Raw genomic sequence first — 15,506 nt, forward strand, 5'->3', positions numbered from 1 at the left:
AGGTCGTAGGGGAAGACGCACCTCGGTCTCCGGGAGGTCACCGTGCCAACGTGTGGCGTCGTATACGTCCACTCGACCCCACTCGCCGTGTGCCAGCACGTCGAGTGGGCGATCGCGCGCGTACTGACCGCGCCGGTCACCCTGCACTGGACGCCGCAGCCGGTCGATCCCGGCATGCGGCGCGCCGAGTGCAGCTGGACCGGTCGGGCCGGTACTGGCGCCGAGCTGGCTGCTGCCCTCCGGCAGTGGCCCATGATCCGTTTCGAGGTGACCGAGGAACCGAGTCCGGGTGTGGACGGCGAGCGTTTCATGCACGTCCCCGGGCGCGGCCTCTTTCACGGGATCATGGGCGCGTCGGGCGACATCCAGATCGGCGAGGACCGGCTGCGCGCCATCATGGCCTCCGCGCGAGCGCCGGAGGCCCTTTCCCATGCCCTCGACAAGGCGCTGGGCACGGCCTGGGACTCCGAACTCGAGCCCTACCGGTACGCCGGCGACGGCGCCCCGGTGACGCTGCTGACCCGGGTGGGCTGACCTTCCGCTCTTCATGATCCACTCCCCGGGCCGCGTTGCCGGTCCGCCACGCCGCGACCGCTCGACGGGGGTAAATCAGGCCCCCGAGGTGCCGGAGCAACCAGGTGCTGATTCGATGACGGGCGTGATGAAACGGGCGGGTGTGAGGAAGTCGGCGGTAATCCGGGCGGCCCTGGTCGTATCGCTGCTGCTGACCGCGGCGGCGTGCGGCTCGGACGACGAACCGGAACCCACCGCGAGCACCCCGGTCGCGGCGCCGCCCACGATCGTGCCCTCGACCGCGGCCTCGACCTCCGCGGGCAGCCCGGCCGAGCGGGCCGCGGCCGCCGTGGCCGCGATGAGCGACACCGACCTGGCCGGTCAGGTGCTCATGCCGTACGCCTACGGCAGTTCCGCCACCTCGGTCGACAAGGGCTCGGCGGCCGGCAACCAGGGCCTGGCCGGGGTGAACACGCCGGCCGAGATGATCGCCAAGTACCACCTGGGCGGCCTCATCCTGGTCGCCTTCACGGCCAAGGACCCGACCGGCGCGACCAACCCGACCACCAACGTCGAGAACCCGAAGCAGGTCCGGGCGCTGACCGACGGGCTGCAGGCGGCCGCGCGACAGCTGCCCGGCGGGGCCCCGCTGATGATCGGCACCGATCAGGAGTACGGCGTCGTCACGCGGGTCACCGAGGGCGTGACCATGCTGCCGTCGGCGATGGGGGCCGGCGCCGCGGGCCGGCCGAAGCTCACCGAGGGCGCGTGGAAGGCAGCCGGCGCCGAACTGGCCGCCATGGGCATCACCGTCGACTTCGCCCCGGTGGCCGACACGCTGGGCCCGCCGGCCAACAAGGTGATCGGGTCACGCGCGTTCGGCTCCGACCCCAGGGCCAACGCCCAGCAGGTCGCGGCGGCCGTGAGCGGGCTGCAGGGGGCCGGGGTGACGGCCGGGCTCAAGCACTTCCCGGGTCACGGCCACACCAGCGGCGACAGCCACGAGGGCCTGCCGGTCGTGTCGCAGAGCAAGGCCGCCTGGACGGCCCAGGACCTGCCCCCGTTCCAGTCCGGCGTGGGCGCCGGTGCGGGCATCGTGATGTCCGGCCACCTGGACATGCAGGCCCTCGACAAGGGCGTGCCGGCCACGTTCTCGAAAAAGATCATGACTGACCTGCTGCGGGGCCGGCTCAAGTTCACCGGCGTCGCGGTGACCGACGCGATGAACATGCCGCCCGCGATGAAGTGGGCGCCGGGCGAGTCCGCGGTGCGCGCGCTCAACGCCGGCAACGACATGCTGCTCATGCCGCCGAACATCGGCGCCGCCCGCGACGGCATCCTGGCCGGCCTCAAGAGCGGTCAGCTGAAGAAGGAACGCCTGGTCGAGGCGGTCACCCGCATCCTGACCCTGAAGTTCCGCACCGCGGCCAAGGCGCTCCCGCCGCTGACGGTCGTCGCGTCGCCCGACCACGAGAAGGCGGTCGGCGCCCTCGACGCCGCCTCGATCACCCTGCTCAAGGGGCCCTGCTCCGGCGCGCTGGTGACCGGCCCGGTCACGGTCACCTCGTCCGGCGGCCGCGAGGTGGCCCGGGTCAACCTGGTCCGCGCTCTCCAGGCCCAGGGGGTCGAAGTGCAGGCGGCCGGCGGCACAAAGGTCCACCTCGTCGGGTACGGCGACAAGGCAACCGACCTCGACCCGGCCGCCCGGGTGACGGTCATGATGGACACCCCGTACCTGCTGGCCCCGGCCAAATCACCGGTGCTGGTGGCCACGTACTCGTCGAGCAAGCTCTCGCTGACCGCCCTGGCCGCCGTCCTGGCCGGCAAGGCCAAGGCCCCCGGCAAGTCCCCGGTCGCCGTCCCCGGCCTGCCCCGCACCGCCTGCTGAGACAGAAGAGGCCCGGCCGAAGGGGCCGGGCCTCGTTCCGCGGAACTGTCAGACGCGGGTGAAGACCAGCGCCACGTTGTGACCGCCGAAGCCGAACGAGTTGTTCATCGCGGCGGGGATGTGGAGCTGGCGGGCCTTGTGCGCGGCCACGTCCAGGTCGAGCTTGTCGTCGGGGTCGTCCAGGTTGATCGTGGGGGGAACCACGCTGTCCCGGATGGCCAGGATCGTGGCGATCGACTCGAGCGCGCCGGCCGCGCCCAGCAGGTGGCCGGACATCGACTTGGTCGAGGTGATCACCGGGTGGGTGCCGATCGCGGCCTTGATGCCGATGATCTCGCCCATGTCGCCGGCCGGGGTCGAGGTGGCGTGCGCGTTGACGTGGGCGATGTCGGCCCCGGTGAGCCCGGCGTCGCGGATCGCCTTGGTCATCGCGCGGATGCCGCCCTTGCACTCCGGGTCGGGCTGAACGATGTCGAAGCCGTCCGAGGTGATGCCGGCCCCGGCCAGCCGCGCGTAGACGCGCGCGCCGCGCGCCTTCGCGTGGTCGGCCCGCTCGAGCACGATCGCGCCCGCGCCCTCGCCGAAGACGAAGCCGTCACGGCCCTTGTCCCACGGGCGGGAGGCCTTCTCGGGCTCGTCGTTGCGGGTCGACATGGCCCGCATGTTGGCGAAACCGGCGTACGGCAGCGGGTGCATGACCGCCTCGGTGCCCCCGGCCACGACCACGTCGGCCCGGCCGGAACGGATGATGTCCAGGCCCAGCGACATGGCCTCGGCCCCGGTCGCGCAGGCGCTGGCCATGGCGTGCACGCCGGCCCGGGCCTGCAGCTCGATGCCGACCCAGGCAGCCGGGCCGTTGGGCATGAGCATCGGCACCGTGTGCGGGCTGACCTTGCGCTGCCCCGACGCCTCGAGGAGGTCGTCCTGGTCGAGCAGGGTGGTCGCACCCCCTATTCCGCTGCCGAAGCTGACGGCGAGGCGCTCCTTGTCGAGATCGGCCTCGGCCAGCCCGGAGTCGGCCCAGGCCTGCTTGGCCGCGATCAGCGCGATCGCCTCCGAGCGGTCGAGCCGGCGCATCCGCACCCGCTCGATGACCTCGGACGGGTCGACCTTGAGCTGGGCCCCGATGCGTACGGTGAGCTGCTGAGCCCACTCCTGGGTGAGGTGACCCACCCCGGAGCGGCCCGCGAGCATGGCGTCCCAGGTGGACGCGACGTCCCCGCCCAACGGGGTGGTCGCGCCGAGCCCGGTGACGACGACGTCGACGTTGCTCATGTCAGTGGTTCGCCTCGATGTAGGAGACGGCGTCACCGACGGTCTTCAGGTTCTGGACCTCGTTGTCGGGGATCTTGACGCCGAACTTCTCCTCGGCCGCCACCACGACCTCGACCATGGACAGCGAGTCGACGTCCAGGTCGTCGGTGAAGGACTTCTCCTCGGAGACGTCGTCCGGGTTCACGCCGGCGACCTCTTCGAGGATCTCGGCGAGGCCGGCAAGGATTTCTGCGCGAGTAGCCATGACTGGTGGTTCCTTTCGATGGTGGGGACTGCTGCGGACGGTCGGTCGCTCATGGACAGCGGATGACCTGACCGGCGTAGGTGAGGCCGCCGCCGAAGCCGAAGAGCAGGATCGGGGCGCCCGAGGCCACCCCGCCGCTCTCGATCAGCTTGGACAGGGCCAGCGGCACACTGGCCGCGGAGGTGTTGCCGGAGTGCACGAGGTCCTTGGCCACGATGACCTCGGGGCCGAGGCCGAGCCGCTTGACGATGCCGTCGATGATGCGGGTGTTGGCCTGGTGGGGCACGAACGCGGCCAGCTCGGACGGGTCGATGCCGGCCTTCCGGCAGGTCTCGAGCGCGAACGGGGCGAGCGCGGTGGTGGCCCAGCGGAAGACCGTCTGGCCGTCCTGCTCGATGTAGGGCTGCCAGCCCTCGATGCGCAGCGCGTCGCCCTTCTCGGGGGCCGAGCCCCACAGCACCGGGCCGATGCCGTCCGGCTCGCCCTCGGCCGCGCTGCTGACGATCGCCGCGCCGGCGCCGTCGCCGAACAGCACGGCGGTCGTCCGGTTGGTCCAGTCGGTGACGTCGGACAGCTTCTCGGCCCCGATGACCAGGGCGTTGCGCGACGCGCCGGCCCGGATGGCGTGGTCGGCAGTGCCCAGGGCGTACGAGAAGCCGGAGCACGCGGTGTTGAGGTCGTACGCGGCCGGGGCGTTGATGCCGAGGCGGGCCGCGACCCGGGTGGCCACGTTGGGGCAGCGGTCGACCGCGGAGCAGGTGGCCACCGTGACCAGGTCGATGTCGGCGGCGGTCAGACCCGACGCGGCCAGCGCCTTCTCGGCCGCGAAGGTGGCCATGTCGGCGACGGACTCGCCGTCGGCGACACGCCGCTCGGCGATGCCGACCCGGCTCTTGATCCACTCGTCGTTGGTGTCGATCGTCGCCGCGAGGTCGTCGTTGGTGACGATGCGCGAGGGCTGGTAATGCCCCATCGCGAGAATGCGGGTGCCCGCGGTCATGGTGTTGCTCCTTCGATCAGGTGTCCACCGTGCCGGGCGATCAGGTCTCGGGCGGCGGGCAGGTCGTCCGGCGTGTTGAGGGTGACGATCTCGGGGGCCCCATCGCCCTTGAGCTCGCGCTTGACCAGGCCGGCCAGGGTGCCGGCGGGCGGGAGTTCGAGCACGCCGGTGACGCCGCGATCGGCCAGCGTGCGCATCACCTGGTCCCAGCGGACGGGTGCGGTGACCTGGCGGACCAGGCGCTCGACCATCTCGCGGCCGCTGGTGACGGCGGTGCCGTCGAGGTCGGAGAGCAGGGTGCGGACCGGGTCGGTGACCGTGACGCCGCCCGCGATCAGGGCCAGCGCGGCCTCGGCGGGCGCCATGTACGGGGTGTGGAACGCTCCGGCCACTTCGAGGGCCCGCACGCGGGCCTTGGCCGGCGGCTCCTCGCCCAGGGCGGCCAGCCCGTCGAGCGAGCCGGCCGCGACGACCTGGCCGGTGGCGTTCAGGTTGGCCGGGTGCAGGCCGTGCTTCTCGATCGCGGCCAGCACCTCGTCGGGGTCGCCGCCGAGCACCGCGCTCATGCCGGTGGGTTCGAGGGCGCAGGCGGCGGCCATCTCGCGGCCCCGCAGCCCGGCCAGCGCGATCGCGGCCTCGGCGGGCAGCACGCCGGCGATGGCGGTGGCGCCGAGCTCGCCCACGCTGTGCCCGGCGACCACGTCGACCCGCTCGACCGGGAGCTCGCTCGCGGCCAGCAGCGACGCGGCGACCAGCAGGGGCTGGGTGCGGGCGGTGTCCTTGATCTCGTCGGCCCCGGCCTCGGTGCCGAGGTGGATCAGGTCGACCCCGGCGAGGGCCGACCACCAGCGCAGCTTGGTCTCGGCGCCGGGCAGTTCGAGCCAGGGGGTCAGGAAGCCGGGCTTCTGGGAACCCTGGCCGGGGGAGAGTACGGCGAGCACGTAGCTGACTCTTCCGGATCGGTCGCGATTGCGGGGTTGACGGCGGCCACCAAACCCTACGACAGCCGTTGTGGAAACCCTACAAACGCGCCCGTGAATCGCCCCATATAGTCCGATTCAATGGGTCGCGTGGGTTCAGTGAGTTAGGTCGCAGGATCGAGCCGGCCCACGGTCAGGGCGATCCGCAGGGCGAACGCGCCGCGGCCGTCGAGGGGCGACAGGCCGGTCACCTCGGTCACCCGCTTGAGCCGATAGCGGATCGTGTTCGGGTGCACGTAGAGCTCGCGGGCCGCGCTCTCGAGCACGCCGCCCGAGGCGAAGAAGGCGTCCAACGTCTCGAGCAGGCCGCTGCCGGCTCGGGCCAGCGCCCCGTACGCGTCGTGGCGCAGGGTCCGCCGGGCCTCCATGTCGCCGGCCAGGGCTCTTTCGGGCAGCAGGTCGTCGGCGGCCACCGGGTTGGGTGCGCCGGGCCAGGCCGGCGCGGCCCGGAACCCGGCCAGGGCGGCGCGGGCCGACTCGGTCGCCTGGTCGAGCGAGGGCACGGCCGGGCCGACCACGATCGGGCCCTCGCCGAAGCTGTCGGCCAGCGCCTCGGCCGTGGCCACGGGGTCGGTCGCGCCGCCCATGACCACCACCAGCCGGTCGCCGTGCACGCCGCCGATCACCTCGATGCGGGCACGACGGGCGGCCCGGTAGACCGCGTGCAGCACGGCGCTGATGTCGCCACCGGGCGAGCGGCCCACCACCACGGCCACCGGCGCCGCGTCGGACCAGCCCAGGGCCGCGGCCCGGCTGGCCAGCACGTCGGACGAGTCGCCGCGCAGCAGCGCGTCGACCAGCAGGGCCTGCAGGCGGGCGTCCCAGGCGCCGCGGGACTCGGCCGCGCGCGCGTAGACCCGGGCCGCCGAGAAGGCGATCTCGCGCGAGAACTTGAGGATGGCCTGGAGCAGCGGCTCCTCCTCGCCCGGGGCGGCCAGGGCGGCCACCTCGGTCTCGGCGACGTCGATGGTCACCTTGATCAGCTGCACGGTCTGGGTCAGCGTGAGCGAGCGGGCCAGCGCGCGGGGCGCGGCCGCGAAGACCTCGTCCGAGATCTCCTGCGTGGTCTCGGCGACCACGCCGCCCGAGCGCAGCCACTCGACCAGCGACCGGACGCCGGCCTGGGCCACCAGCATGACCCAGGAGCGCTGGTCGGCCGGCAGGGCGCGGAACCAGGGCAAGGTCTCGTCCATGCGGGCGACCGACGAGGTGGCCAGCGCGCCGGCGTGCCGTTCGATCCGGCGCAGGGTGGCGGCCGGGGGCGGCTTCGCGGCACCTTTGGCCGGCACGGTCTCGGACACGTCCTTAGCCTGCCACGCGCGGAGGTCGGGTGAGTTTCGTACCGATTTGGCCTTTTAGTCCGGAGTAGCGGTGCGCCCCTGCCGCGATTTCGGTCGGTGACCTGGCAGGGTGTCGTCCTAGCACTGGCGGCCCTCGCCCCCTTACGAGAACTCGTTGGGGGTAATGGCGAGCCGTCGGTTGCCGATGAAACACCGCGACAGCTTCGAGGGGAGGCGAGATGACGGAACGGGAGATGGATCCCGAGCGGGCAGCCGAGACGGTGCCGGTTCCGGCGATCGCCGTGCCGGCAGTGGACGAGCCAGTGGTTCCGGAGGATCCGGGACCGAGCCGGGTCGGCTGCCGCACCGAACTGCACGGCTGGGCCGGCGGTCACCTGCACGGTGCCGTCCGCCCGCGCCGCCGTGCGGCCGGCCGGGGACGGCCGCCGGGCCGCTGGTGCTGAGTCCCTCCGTCGGGTGAGCCCCGCGGCTCCCCGTGGGCGCGTCGCGGCGGCCGGGCCGCCGAGCCGGAACGGTGAACCGGTGGACGACAAGAGACGGCTGATCCTCGACCAGGCGCTGGCTCTCGTCGACGAGCGCGGGCTGGCCGCCATGTCGATGCGGGCGGTGGCCGAGCGCGTCGGGCTCACCTCGATGGCCCTCTACCCGTACGTCGGAGGCAAGGACGCGCTCCTCGACGGCCTGGTCGACCTGCTCAATCTCGAACTCGGCGACGACGTCGGGGACGACGGCGAACCGGACTGGCGGCACCGCCTGCGGGCGCTGGGCCGGGCCGTCCGGGCTCTGGCCGCTCGCCACCCGGGTGCGTTCCCGCTGCTGCTGAACCGGTCGGCCGGCGCTTCGGCCTCGTGGCTCACGGCCGCGCTGCGCGGGGTGCTGCACGACGCGGGCGTCCCCGGTGAGCAGGTGCCGCGGCTGGCCCGCATGATCCTGGCCTTCCTGCTGGGCTACGCGACCGGGGAGGTCACCGGTGGTCTGCCGGCCGCCGAGCAGCCCGGCGAGTTCGAGGCCGACCTGACCGATCTCGTCCGCCTCGTCGAGACCGCCGTCCGGGTGGCGTAACGCCGTTCCGCACCGGATAGGCCGGTTCGGCCCTTATAAAGGGCCTATGTCCGGCGACAACGACACGGCCCTGCGCGAGTTCGTGACCAGCCGCCTGCCCCGGCTGCGCCGCTCGTCCTTCCTCATGTGCGGCGACTGGCGGATGGCGGCCGAGCTGACCCGCGCGACCCTGGCCCGCCTGGTGGCGGACAGCCGGCGGGGCGTGGTGGCCGATCCGGACGTCTACGCGTACGCCGACCTGATGGAAGCCTGCCGCCGCCGCAACCGCCGCCGCGAGCACGTCTTCGTCGCCTCGCCCGGCGCGGCCGGGGTCGAGGCCGAGTCGATCCTGCTGCTGGACGCCCTGCACAAGCTCACCCCGCGCTGCCGGGCCGTGCTGGTGCTGCGCCACTGGGACGGCTTCGACGCCGACGCCACCGGCGCGATGCTCGACCTCGAAGAGGACCAGGTGATCGCGTACGAGCGGGCCGGGCTGGCCGCCCTGGAGAAGCTGCTCGGCGAGTCCGAGGCAGCGATGGCCGGATGAGCGGGCCGCTCAATCGGCTGCTCGAGCATGTGCTCGAGGGGGAGCCGGAACTCGGCGACGAGGTCGACGCGGTCTTCCGGCGGGCCGCCAAGCTACGCCGGCGGCGGACCCAGGCCGTGCTGCTGGCCGGGGCCGGGACGGCGGGGCTGATCGTCGCGCTCGGCTACCTGCTGACCGCGACCCTGTTGGACCCGCCGCCGGCCACCATGACCACCAGCACGGCCGTCGTGACGACCGCGCCCTCGCCTCCGCCGGCGCCCGCCCCCACGGTCACCGACAGGGTCCTCGAGGTGGTCGAGCCGCTGATCGAAGGCCGGCAGCTGACCGTCGTACCCGCCTCGCAGCGCCGCGGGGACGGCTGGCGCGAGTACGGCATCGCCGACGACCAGGGGCGGGCTCGCGGCACGGTCCAGGTCGCGGTGTTCGACGTACGCAAGAAATGGTGTTTCCCGGTGGCGGCCGAGCCCGACGCCTGCGCGCGGGCCGACCACGCGGGCGACCTGGAATTCGTGCGCTACGACGACGTGAGCGACCCCGACCGCCAGGTGCGGCAGACGCTGGCCCGGCGGATCGACGGCAACCGGGTGCTGGCCGTGATGGCCGCGGGCGAGACGGACGCCGGGACGCAGCGCGGCAAGCCCGGGCTGACCGGCGCCCAGGTCGAGCAGGTGGCGACCGACGACCGGGTGCTGGCCGCGTTCGGGAAGGCCGAGAACTGCGACGACGGCTGCCCGGCGTTCGCGACCCCGGTGCGTTAGACCCGGCGGCGTCGCTGCTGCGTCACACCCGGCGGCGGATCAGGAACGCGATGCCGGCCAGGCCGACCAGGATGACCATGAGGACGCCGCCGTTGAGCAGGTAGAGCCGGCGCATCTCGCCGAACACCTGGGCCGCGTCGGCCGATTCCTGCGCGGCCGCGTCGAGGTCCTCACCGACACCGCCGCCGATGCCGCCGACGACGTCGGGCTTGGCCTTGAGCGGCACGCCGCTGACCCGCAGCGTCTCGGACATCGTCAGGCGGCCGTAGAACCAGCCGTCGGTGGTCTTCTTGTTACCGGGCTGCTTGGCCGGGCGGTGGGCCCGGGGGCCACCCGCGGCCATCGGGAACAGCTCGTAGCTCTGCAGGGCCGTCTTGTTGGCCAGCACGGTCACCGTGTATTTCGGCCCGAGCTTGTCGGCCTTGAGCGCGGCGGTCTGCGGCGGGGCCGAGGCCATCCAGTTGACCTCGCTGAGCAGGCTGCCGAACAGCCGCTTGCTCTCGAGCACCGTGATGACGATCGTCTTGTCGATGTCCTTGCCGGCGATCTGGATGTTGGTCGGCTTGGGCGGGGGCTTCGGTGCGGCCTCCTCGGCCAGGGCGGCGCCGGGCGCCAGCCCGATCGCGAGCGCCGCGGTCGTCACCAGCACCCCGGCCGCTGACACGAACCGCTTCATAGCCCCTCGAACCATCGTCCGGCCTCCCCGCCCCGTGGTGGACATGGCTTCGCGCACCGTTCGCCGCCCCCGCGGCGGATGCCGTGGAGCGACCGAGGCCTTCAGCCTTCCCGAGCGGAAGCCCGGGCGCATCTCGGGCCGGACGAATTGGTGCCATCTGGTGGATGACGTTCGACACGACGACGGCCGTTGATCAGCGGCCGAATAGTACCCACTCCGTGCAACGTGCCGGGGGCCCGGTCACCCGCTCAGCGGATTTCACCACCGTTACGGCGGCGGGCGAATAGCCGACCAGGCCCCCTATGCGATAAAGGGGTATTTATCAGGCGGCGAGACGGGCCCGGGCCGCTCGGAGTCGGGTCAGCGTGCGCTCCCGGCCGAGCACCTCGATCGACTCGAACAGGGGCAGACCGACCGAACGGCCGGTGACCGCGACGCGTACGGGCGCCTGGGTCTTGCCCAGTTTGAGCTCGCGGGCCAGGCCGACCGCCTCGAGCGCGCCCTTGAGCGGCTCGGCCGCCCACTCCTCGAGCGCCTCGTACGCGGTCACCGTGGCGTCCAGGATGTCGGCCGCGCCCTCTTTCATGGCCTTGGCCCACGACGCCTCGTCGTACGTGAGCTCGTCGAGGAAGAGGAAGTCGACGTACTCCACGATCTCCGACAGCACGGCGATCCGGGTCTGGGCCAGCGGCGCCACCGCGGTGAACACGTCGGCGTCGAAGGCCGGCGACGGCCACGGCGGGGCCGCGATCGTGTCGGTGCCGCTCAGCCACGGCGTGCAGAGCTGGATGAACTCCTCGACCGAGAGCGCGCGGATGTAGTCGCCGTTGAACGCGCGCAGCTTCTTGATGTCGAAGAACGCCGACGCGTGGTTGACCTCCTCGAGGCGGAACTCGTCCTCGATGACCTCCCACGGCACGATCTCGCGGTCGCCGCTGGGGGCCCAGCCGAGCAGCATCAGGTAGTTCTTCATGGCGGCGGCCAGGTAGCCCTCGTCGCGGTAGCTCTCCAGAGCCACCTTGTCGCGGCGCTTGGACAGCTTCTGCCGCTTCTCGTTGACGATGACCGGCACGTGGGCCCAGACCGGCGGGGTGTGGCCCAGCGCCTCCCACAGCAGCTGCTGCTTGGGCGTGTTGGGCAGGTGCTCCTCGGCCCGGATGACGTGGGTGATCCCCATGGTCATGTCGTCGACGACGTTGGCCAGCAGGAACAGCGGTGAGCCGTCGCTGCGGGCGATGACGAAGTCCTCGATCAGCTTGTTCTCGAACGTGGGCTTGCCGCGGACGAGGTCCTCCACCACTGTCTCGCCCTCGTCGGGCGTCTGGAAGCGCAGCGCGCGGCCCTCGCCCGGGCCGAGCGCCCGGTCGCGGCAGAAGCCGTCGTAGCCGGTGTGCTGGTTGCCGGTGCGGGCGATGACGTCCTCACGCTTGCAGTCGCAGTAGTACGCCTTGCCCTCGCCGTAGAGGCGGGTGGCGGCGGCGGTGTGGTCCTGCGCGTAGGACGACTGGTAGTACGGACCCTCGTACGATCCTCGTTCGATACCGATCCAGTCGAGCGCCGAGAGAATGCCCTCGGTCCATTCGGGACGGTTACGGGCGGCGTCGGTGTCCTCGATGCGCAGGACGAAGACGCCGTCGTGCTGCTGGGCGTAGAGCCAGTTCTGCAGCGCGGAACGGGCGCCGCCGACATGGAACATGCCGGTCGGCGAGGGGGCGAAGCGTACTCGAACAGTCACCCGATAAGACTACCTAGGCCACTGAACGGATTTTCATCACCGCCACCGCACCGGCCAGGGTGACGACGCCGGTGAGGCCGAACAGGGCCGGGTAGCCGCCCAGGTGGGTCACGATGGGGGCGGCCAGCAGGGGGCCCAGCGCCTGCGGGGCGGCGCTGGCGATGTTGACGACGCCGAGGTCGCGGGCGCGGTCGCCCTCGGACGGCAGCACCTGGGTGATCAGCGCGGTGTCGACGGCCAGGTAGACCCCGTAGCCGGCCCCGAACAGCAGCGCCGCCACCAGCGAGACGGGCCAGGTGGGCCAGATCGCCAGCAGCGTGGCCGCGATCGTGATCAGCACGCCCGACCAGACCACGAAGATCTTGCGGCGGCCGAGGCGGTCGGACAGCCAGCCGCCCAGCATGGCCGTGCCGATCATGCCCACGGTGTAGAGCAGGATCATGTAGAGCAGGCCGGTGTCCGGGTCGTCCAGCTTGACCGCGTCGGACAGGAAGTAGAGCAGGTAGAGCGTGCCGAGGGCGTTGCCCAGCTGAACCAGGAACCGGGTGCCCCAGGCCCACAGGTAGTCGGGCTTGCCGCGCAGGTCGATCTTCCAGCGGATCTTGACCGGGTGGCCGGGCGGCAGCGGGTCGTCCTGGGTCAGCAGCGCGAACGGCGTGGTCAGGATGACCAGGCCCAGGCCGAGCGCGATGTAGCCGGTGCCGATGTCGGTGAACACGGCCGTGACCAGGATGGCCCCGATGACCAGGCCGAGTGCCTGGGGCATGCCGATCCAGCCCGAGACCAGGCCGCGCTGGGCCACGGGCACCCTGTCCGGCACGGCCGCGGTCAGCGAGGCCAGCATCGTGTTGATGCCGACCGTGACGAAGCACCAGGCCAGCGTCACGACCAGCAGGTTGGGGGCCTCGGCGAGCACGGCGATCGAGAGCACCGAGACCGCGCACCCGGCCAGGGTCCAGACGTGCCGGCGGCCGTACGGCCGGCCCCGCAACTTGAGCCGGGTGCGGTCGGACAGCATGCCGGCCAGCGGGTTGACCACGATGGCGACGATGGCGCCGATGCCGGTCACGATGCCGAGCCAGAGCTCTTTGTGCTCCGGGGTGATGTCGGCGACCTGCAGCGGCAGCAGGATCTGGATGGGCGTGAAGTAGGCCATCCAGAGCCCGAGATTGGCCGCGAAGAGCAGTCCTATCCACGACCGCCGAACGGGTTCGACCGGGGTGGCGAGGACCGGAACTCCATGAGCGACGGCCATCCGGCCTCCTCGAAAGGCGAAATTTCCTCGGAGATTAGAGGAACTCTGACCTCTCGGGAAGGCCCCCTGTCGCGAAGCTTACGAAAGCCTGTGAGCCCGGGTCCAGACCCTATGTGGCTCGATGTGTGCGGACCGTGACGGAATTGGTTCAGACCGTGAATCGATCGACGAGTCCGGTCAGCCGGCGCGCGGTCGCGTTCAGCTCGTCGGCCGCCCGGTGCGAGACCGACACCGAGCGCCGGGTGCCGTCGACCGCTCCGCTGACGGCGTCGATGCCGCTGGCGATGTCCCGGCTGCCCGAGGCCACCTCGGAGATGTTGCGGGCCATCTCGGCCGTCGTCGCGGCCTGCTCCTCGACGGCCGCCGCGATCGCCGTCTGATAGTCGTTGACCTGCGCGATCCGGGCCGTGATGGCCTCGATAGCGGTGACCGCCCGGTTGGTGTCGCTCTCGATCGCGGCCACCCGCTCGGTCACGTCCTCGGTGGCCCGGGCCGTCTCCTGGGCCAGCTCCTTGACCTCGGTCGCGACCACGGCGAAGCCCTTGCCGGTCTCGCCGGCCCGGGCCGCCTCGATGGTGGCGTTCAGGGCCAGCAGGTTGGTCTGCTCGGCGATGCTGGCGATCAGCCGCACCACGTCGGCGATCTTCGTGGTCGAGATCCGCAGCTCGCCGATCACGTCGGCCGCGGCCGCGGTCAGCCCCACGCCGTCCCGGCCGGCCTGGGCCGCGTCCTGCGCGTTGCTCGAGATCTCCGAGATCGAGGCGCCCATCTGCTCGGCCCCCGCGGCCACCGTCTGCACCACGTGCGAGACGCCCTCGGCGGCCACGTTGACCGTGCCCGCCTGCGAGGCCGCGGTCTCGGCCGAGCCGGCCAGCTCGCCTCCGGTCGCGGCCACCTGCTGAGCGGTCGCGGCCACCCCGTGCGAGGCCGAGGTCACTTCGACCATCACCGTCCGCAGCTCGGCCACCGCCGTGTTGAGCTCGGTGCCGGCCACGGCGATCTCGTCCTTGCCGTCCACCGGTACGGACACCGTGAGATCGCGGTGGGCCAGGCGGGACAACCCGTTCGTCAGCAGGCCGAGACGGCGCGAGATCCGCCGGGCGAAGACCACCGCCACGCCTCCGCCGATCAGGGCCAGCAGCGCGGCGACCAGGCCGAAGATCACCAACATGTCCCGGCGGCCGTCGCGCACGGCCGTGATCGGGCCGGCGGCGTCGGCGTCGTAACCGCCGATCGCGATCGCCCACTGGTACGGCGCGTAGTAGGTGACCGACGTGGTGGTCGGGCCGGCGGGCGCCCCGGCCGAGCCGGGCAGCTGGTACGACGTACGCCAGACCTCGCCCGCGGCCAGTGCCGGCGCCTTGGTCACGATCTCCTCGACGTACTTCTTCCCGTCGGCGTCGGTGGCGTCGAGGTCCACCCCGGCCGCGCCGCCCTCGATGTTGGTGGCGACGATCCGGCCGGCGTCCGTGGGCGCGGTGCTCAGCACGGCCAGCCATCCGTTCGCGCCGACCTCGCCCGCGGCCACCGCCTCGGTCAGGTCGGTGAGCGCTTCGGCCTGCGGCACGCCGGCGAACAGCGAACCGATCACGCGGCCCGAGGCGTCCTTGATCGGGGCGTACGTGGTGATGTAGGGAGTGCCGACGACCAGCGCCACGCCGCGGTAGGTCTTGCCCGCCTTGATCGCGGTGGCGACGGCGTTCGGCTTGCCGTCGGGACCGACGGCCGGGATGTACGTGCCGATCGCCCGCTTGCCGGTGGCGGCCCGGACGGTCGTGCCCACCCGCAGCAGGTCACCCGCGGCGTTCATCCGCTGGAACACGGTGATCGCGCCGCCGGCCACGGCCTGGGCGTCGTCGACGTAGGGGGTCGCCCGCTTGGGGTCGGTGTTCTGGCCGAGCCAGGTCCCGCCGACCGTCATCCGGGGCAACGTCACCGTGGTCCTGGCCTGGCTCACCTGGTTGGTCGCGGTCCAGGTCGCGCTCCGGTCGCTCAACCGGGCGCCGCCGCGCTGACCGAGCAGGCCGGTGGCGGCGTTCAGGCTGACGTCGACGCTGTCCTGCACCACGTTGCCCACCGACTGGACCAGCGTGGTCACGTTGGTGGTCAGACGGTCGAGCGACTGGGCGTTCTGGGCGACGACCTTCTGCTCGGTGTTGTCGGCGAAGTTGCTGCTCTCCCAGGCCCCCGCGACGACCAGGACGGCCGCGGTGGCGATCACCCCACCCAGGCCCAGGGCCAGGAGCTTGTGACTGATCTGCATGCCGCGGCGGCTCTGTCCCACCTAGGCCCT

At 72.1% G+C, this 15,506-nt stretch carries 15 protein-coding genes; 6 read left to right on the plus strand and 9 right to left on the minus strand.

Going from position 1 to position 15,506, the window contains the following annotated elements; all coding sequences use genetic code 11:
* Positions 1-42: 42 nt before the first annotated feature.
* Positions 43-534, plus strand: a complete 492-nt coding sequence (locus M1L60_RS29575) for a DUF3145 domain-containing protein (protein ID WP_221376373.1) — start codon at positions 43-45, stop codon at positions 532-534.
* Positions 535-649: 115 nt separating this feature from the next.
* Complete coding sequence (locus tag M1L60_RS29580; RefSeq protein WP_438862163.1) at positions 650-2,401, plus strand: glycoside hydrolase family 3 protein; 1,752 nt, start codon at positions 650-652, stop codon at positions 2,399-2,401.
* A 48-nt stretch (positions 2,402-2,449) separates the two neighbouring features.
* Here M1L60_RS29580 and fabF read toward each other — a convergent pair whose 3' ends face one another.
* From fabF to M1L60_RS29605, 5 genes are all read right to left on the minus strand, one after another.
* Positions 2,450-3,676: a beta-ketoacyl-ACP synthase II gene (fabF, locus tag M1L60_RS29585; RefSeq protein ID WP_253240816.1), complete on the minus strand. Its 1,227-nt coding sequence runs from the start codon at positions 3,674-3,676 to the stop codon at positions 2,450-2,452.
* A gap of 1 nt (position 3,677) precedes the next feature.
* Positions 3,678-3,920 carry an acyl carrier protein gene (locus M1L60_RS29590; RefSeq protein WP_253240817.1) on the minus strand — a complete coding sequence of 81 codons (243 nt, stop codon included), beginning with the start codon at positions 3,918-3,920 and terminating at the stop codon, positions 3,678-3,680.
* Positions 3,921-3,969: 49 nt separating this feature from the next.
* Positions 3,970-4,920, minus strand: coding sequence for a beta-ketoacyl-ACP synthase III (locus tag M1L60_RS29595; RefSeq protein ID WP_253240818.1), 951 nt, complete (start codon positions 4,918-4,920; stop codon positions 3,970-3,972).
* Complete coding sequence (locus M1L60_RS29600; protein ID WP_253240819.1) at positions 4,917-5,861, minus strand: ACP S-malonyltransferase; 945 nt, start codon at positions 5,859-5,861, stop codon at positions 4,917-4,919. The genes M1L60_RS29595 and M1L60_RS29600 overlap by 4 nt, the downstream gene beginning before the upstream one ends.
* A 143-nt stretch (positions 5,862-6,004) precedes the next feature.
* Positions 6,005-7,201 carry a PucR family transcriptional regulator gene (locus M1L60_RS29605; protein ID WP_253240820.1) on the minus strand — a complete coding sequence of 399 codons (1,197 nt, stop codon included), beginning with the start codon at positions 7,199-7,201 and terminating at the stop codon, positions 6,005-6,007.
* A 218-nt stretch (positions 7,202-7,419) separates the two neighbouring features.
* On the opposite strand from M1L60_RS29605, the gene M1L60_RS29610 reads away from it, so the two are divergent.
* The 4 genes from M1L60_RS29610 to M1L60_RS29625 all read left to right on the plus strand — a co-directional run bounded on the left by M1L60_RS29610 (position 7,420) and on the right by M1L60_RS29625 (position 9,547).
* On the plus strand, positions 7,420-7,644 hold the full coding sequence (locus M1L60_RS29610; protein ID WP_253240821.1) for a hypothetical protein: 225 nt from the start codon (positions 7,420-7,422) through the stop codon (positions 7,642-7,644).
* A 79-nt stretch (positions 7,645-7,723) separates the two neighbouring features.
* A complete protein-coding gene (locus M1L60_RS29615) occupies positions 7,724-8,263 on the plus strand; it encodes a TetR/AcrR family transcriptional regulator (RefSeq protein WP_253240822.1) in 540 nt (179 codons plus the stop codon).
* A 46-nt stretch (positions 8,264-8,309) separates the two neighbouring features.
* Positions 8,310-8,789: a SigE family RNA polymerase sigma factor gene (locus M1L60_RS29620; RefSeq protein ID WP_253240823.1), complete on the plus strand. Its 480-nt coding sequence runs from the start codon at positions 8,310-8,312 to the stop codon at positions 8,787-8,789.
* Positions 8,786-9,547, plus strand: coding sequence for a hypothetical protein (locus tag M1L60_RS29625; protein ID WP_253240824.1), 762 nt, complete (start codon positions 8,786-8,788; stop codon positions 9,545-9,547). The genes M1L60_RS29620 and M1L60_RS29625 overlap by 4 nt, the downstream gene beginning before the upstream one ends.
* Before the next feature lie 22 nt (positions 9,548-9,569).
* Here the strand turns inward: M1L60_RS29625 and M1L60_RS29630 are convergent, their stop codons facing one another.
* From M1L60_RS29630 to M1L60_RS29645, 4 genes are all read right to left on the minus strand, one after another.
* The gene (locus tag M1L60_RS29630) at positions 9,570-10,223 is read right to left on the minus strand and encodes a hypothetical protein (protein WP_253240825.1); all 654 of its coding nucleotides are present in this window, start codon (positions 10,221-10,223) and stop codon (positions 9,570-9,572) included.
* 322 nt (positions 10,224-10,545) lie between these two features.
* The gene (gene gltX / locus M1L60_RS29635; protein ID WP_253240826.1) at positions 10,546-11,958 is read right to left on the minus strand and encodes a glutamate--tRNA ligase; all 1,413 of its coding nucleotides are present in this window, start codon (positions 11,956-11,958) and stop codon (positions 10,546-10,548) included.
* A 13-nt stretch (positions 11,959-11,971) separates the two neighbouring features.
* Positions 11,972-13,213 (minus strand): MFS transporter, encoded by a 1,242-nt coding sequence (locus M1L60_RS29640; RefSeq protein WP_253240827.1) that lies wholly within the window; start codon positions 13,211-13,213, stop codon positions 11,972-11,974.
* 148 nt (positions 13,214-13,361) lie between these two features.
* Positions 13,362-15,476, minus strand: coding sequence for a methyl-accepting chemotaxis protein (locus M1L60_RS29645; RefSeq protein ID WP_253240828.1), 2,115 nt, complete (start codon positions 15,474-15,476; stop codon positions 13,362-13,364).
* Positions 15,477-15,506 lie beyond the last annotated feature (30 nt).

The sequence above is a fragment of the Paractinoplanes aksuensis genome (assembly GCF_024137025.1).
Lineage (GTDB): Bacteria > Actinomycetota > Actinomycetes > Mycobacteriales > Micromonosporaceae > Actinoplanes > Actinoplanes aksuensis.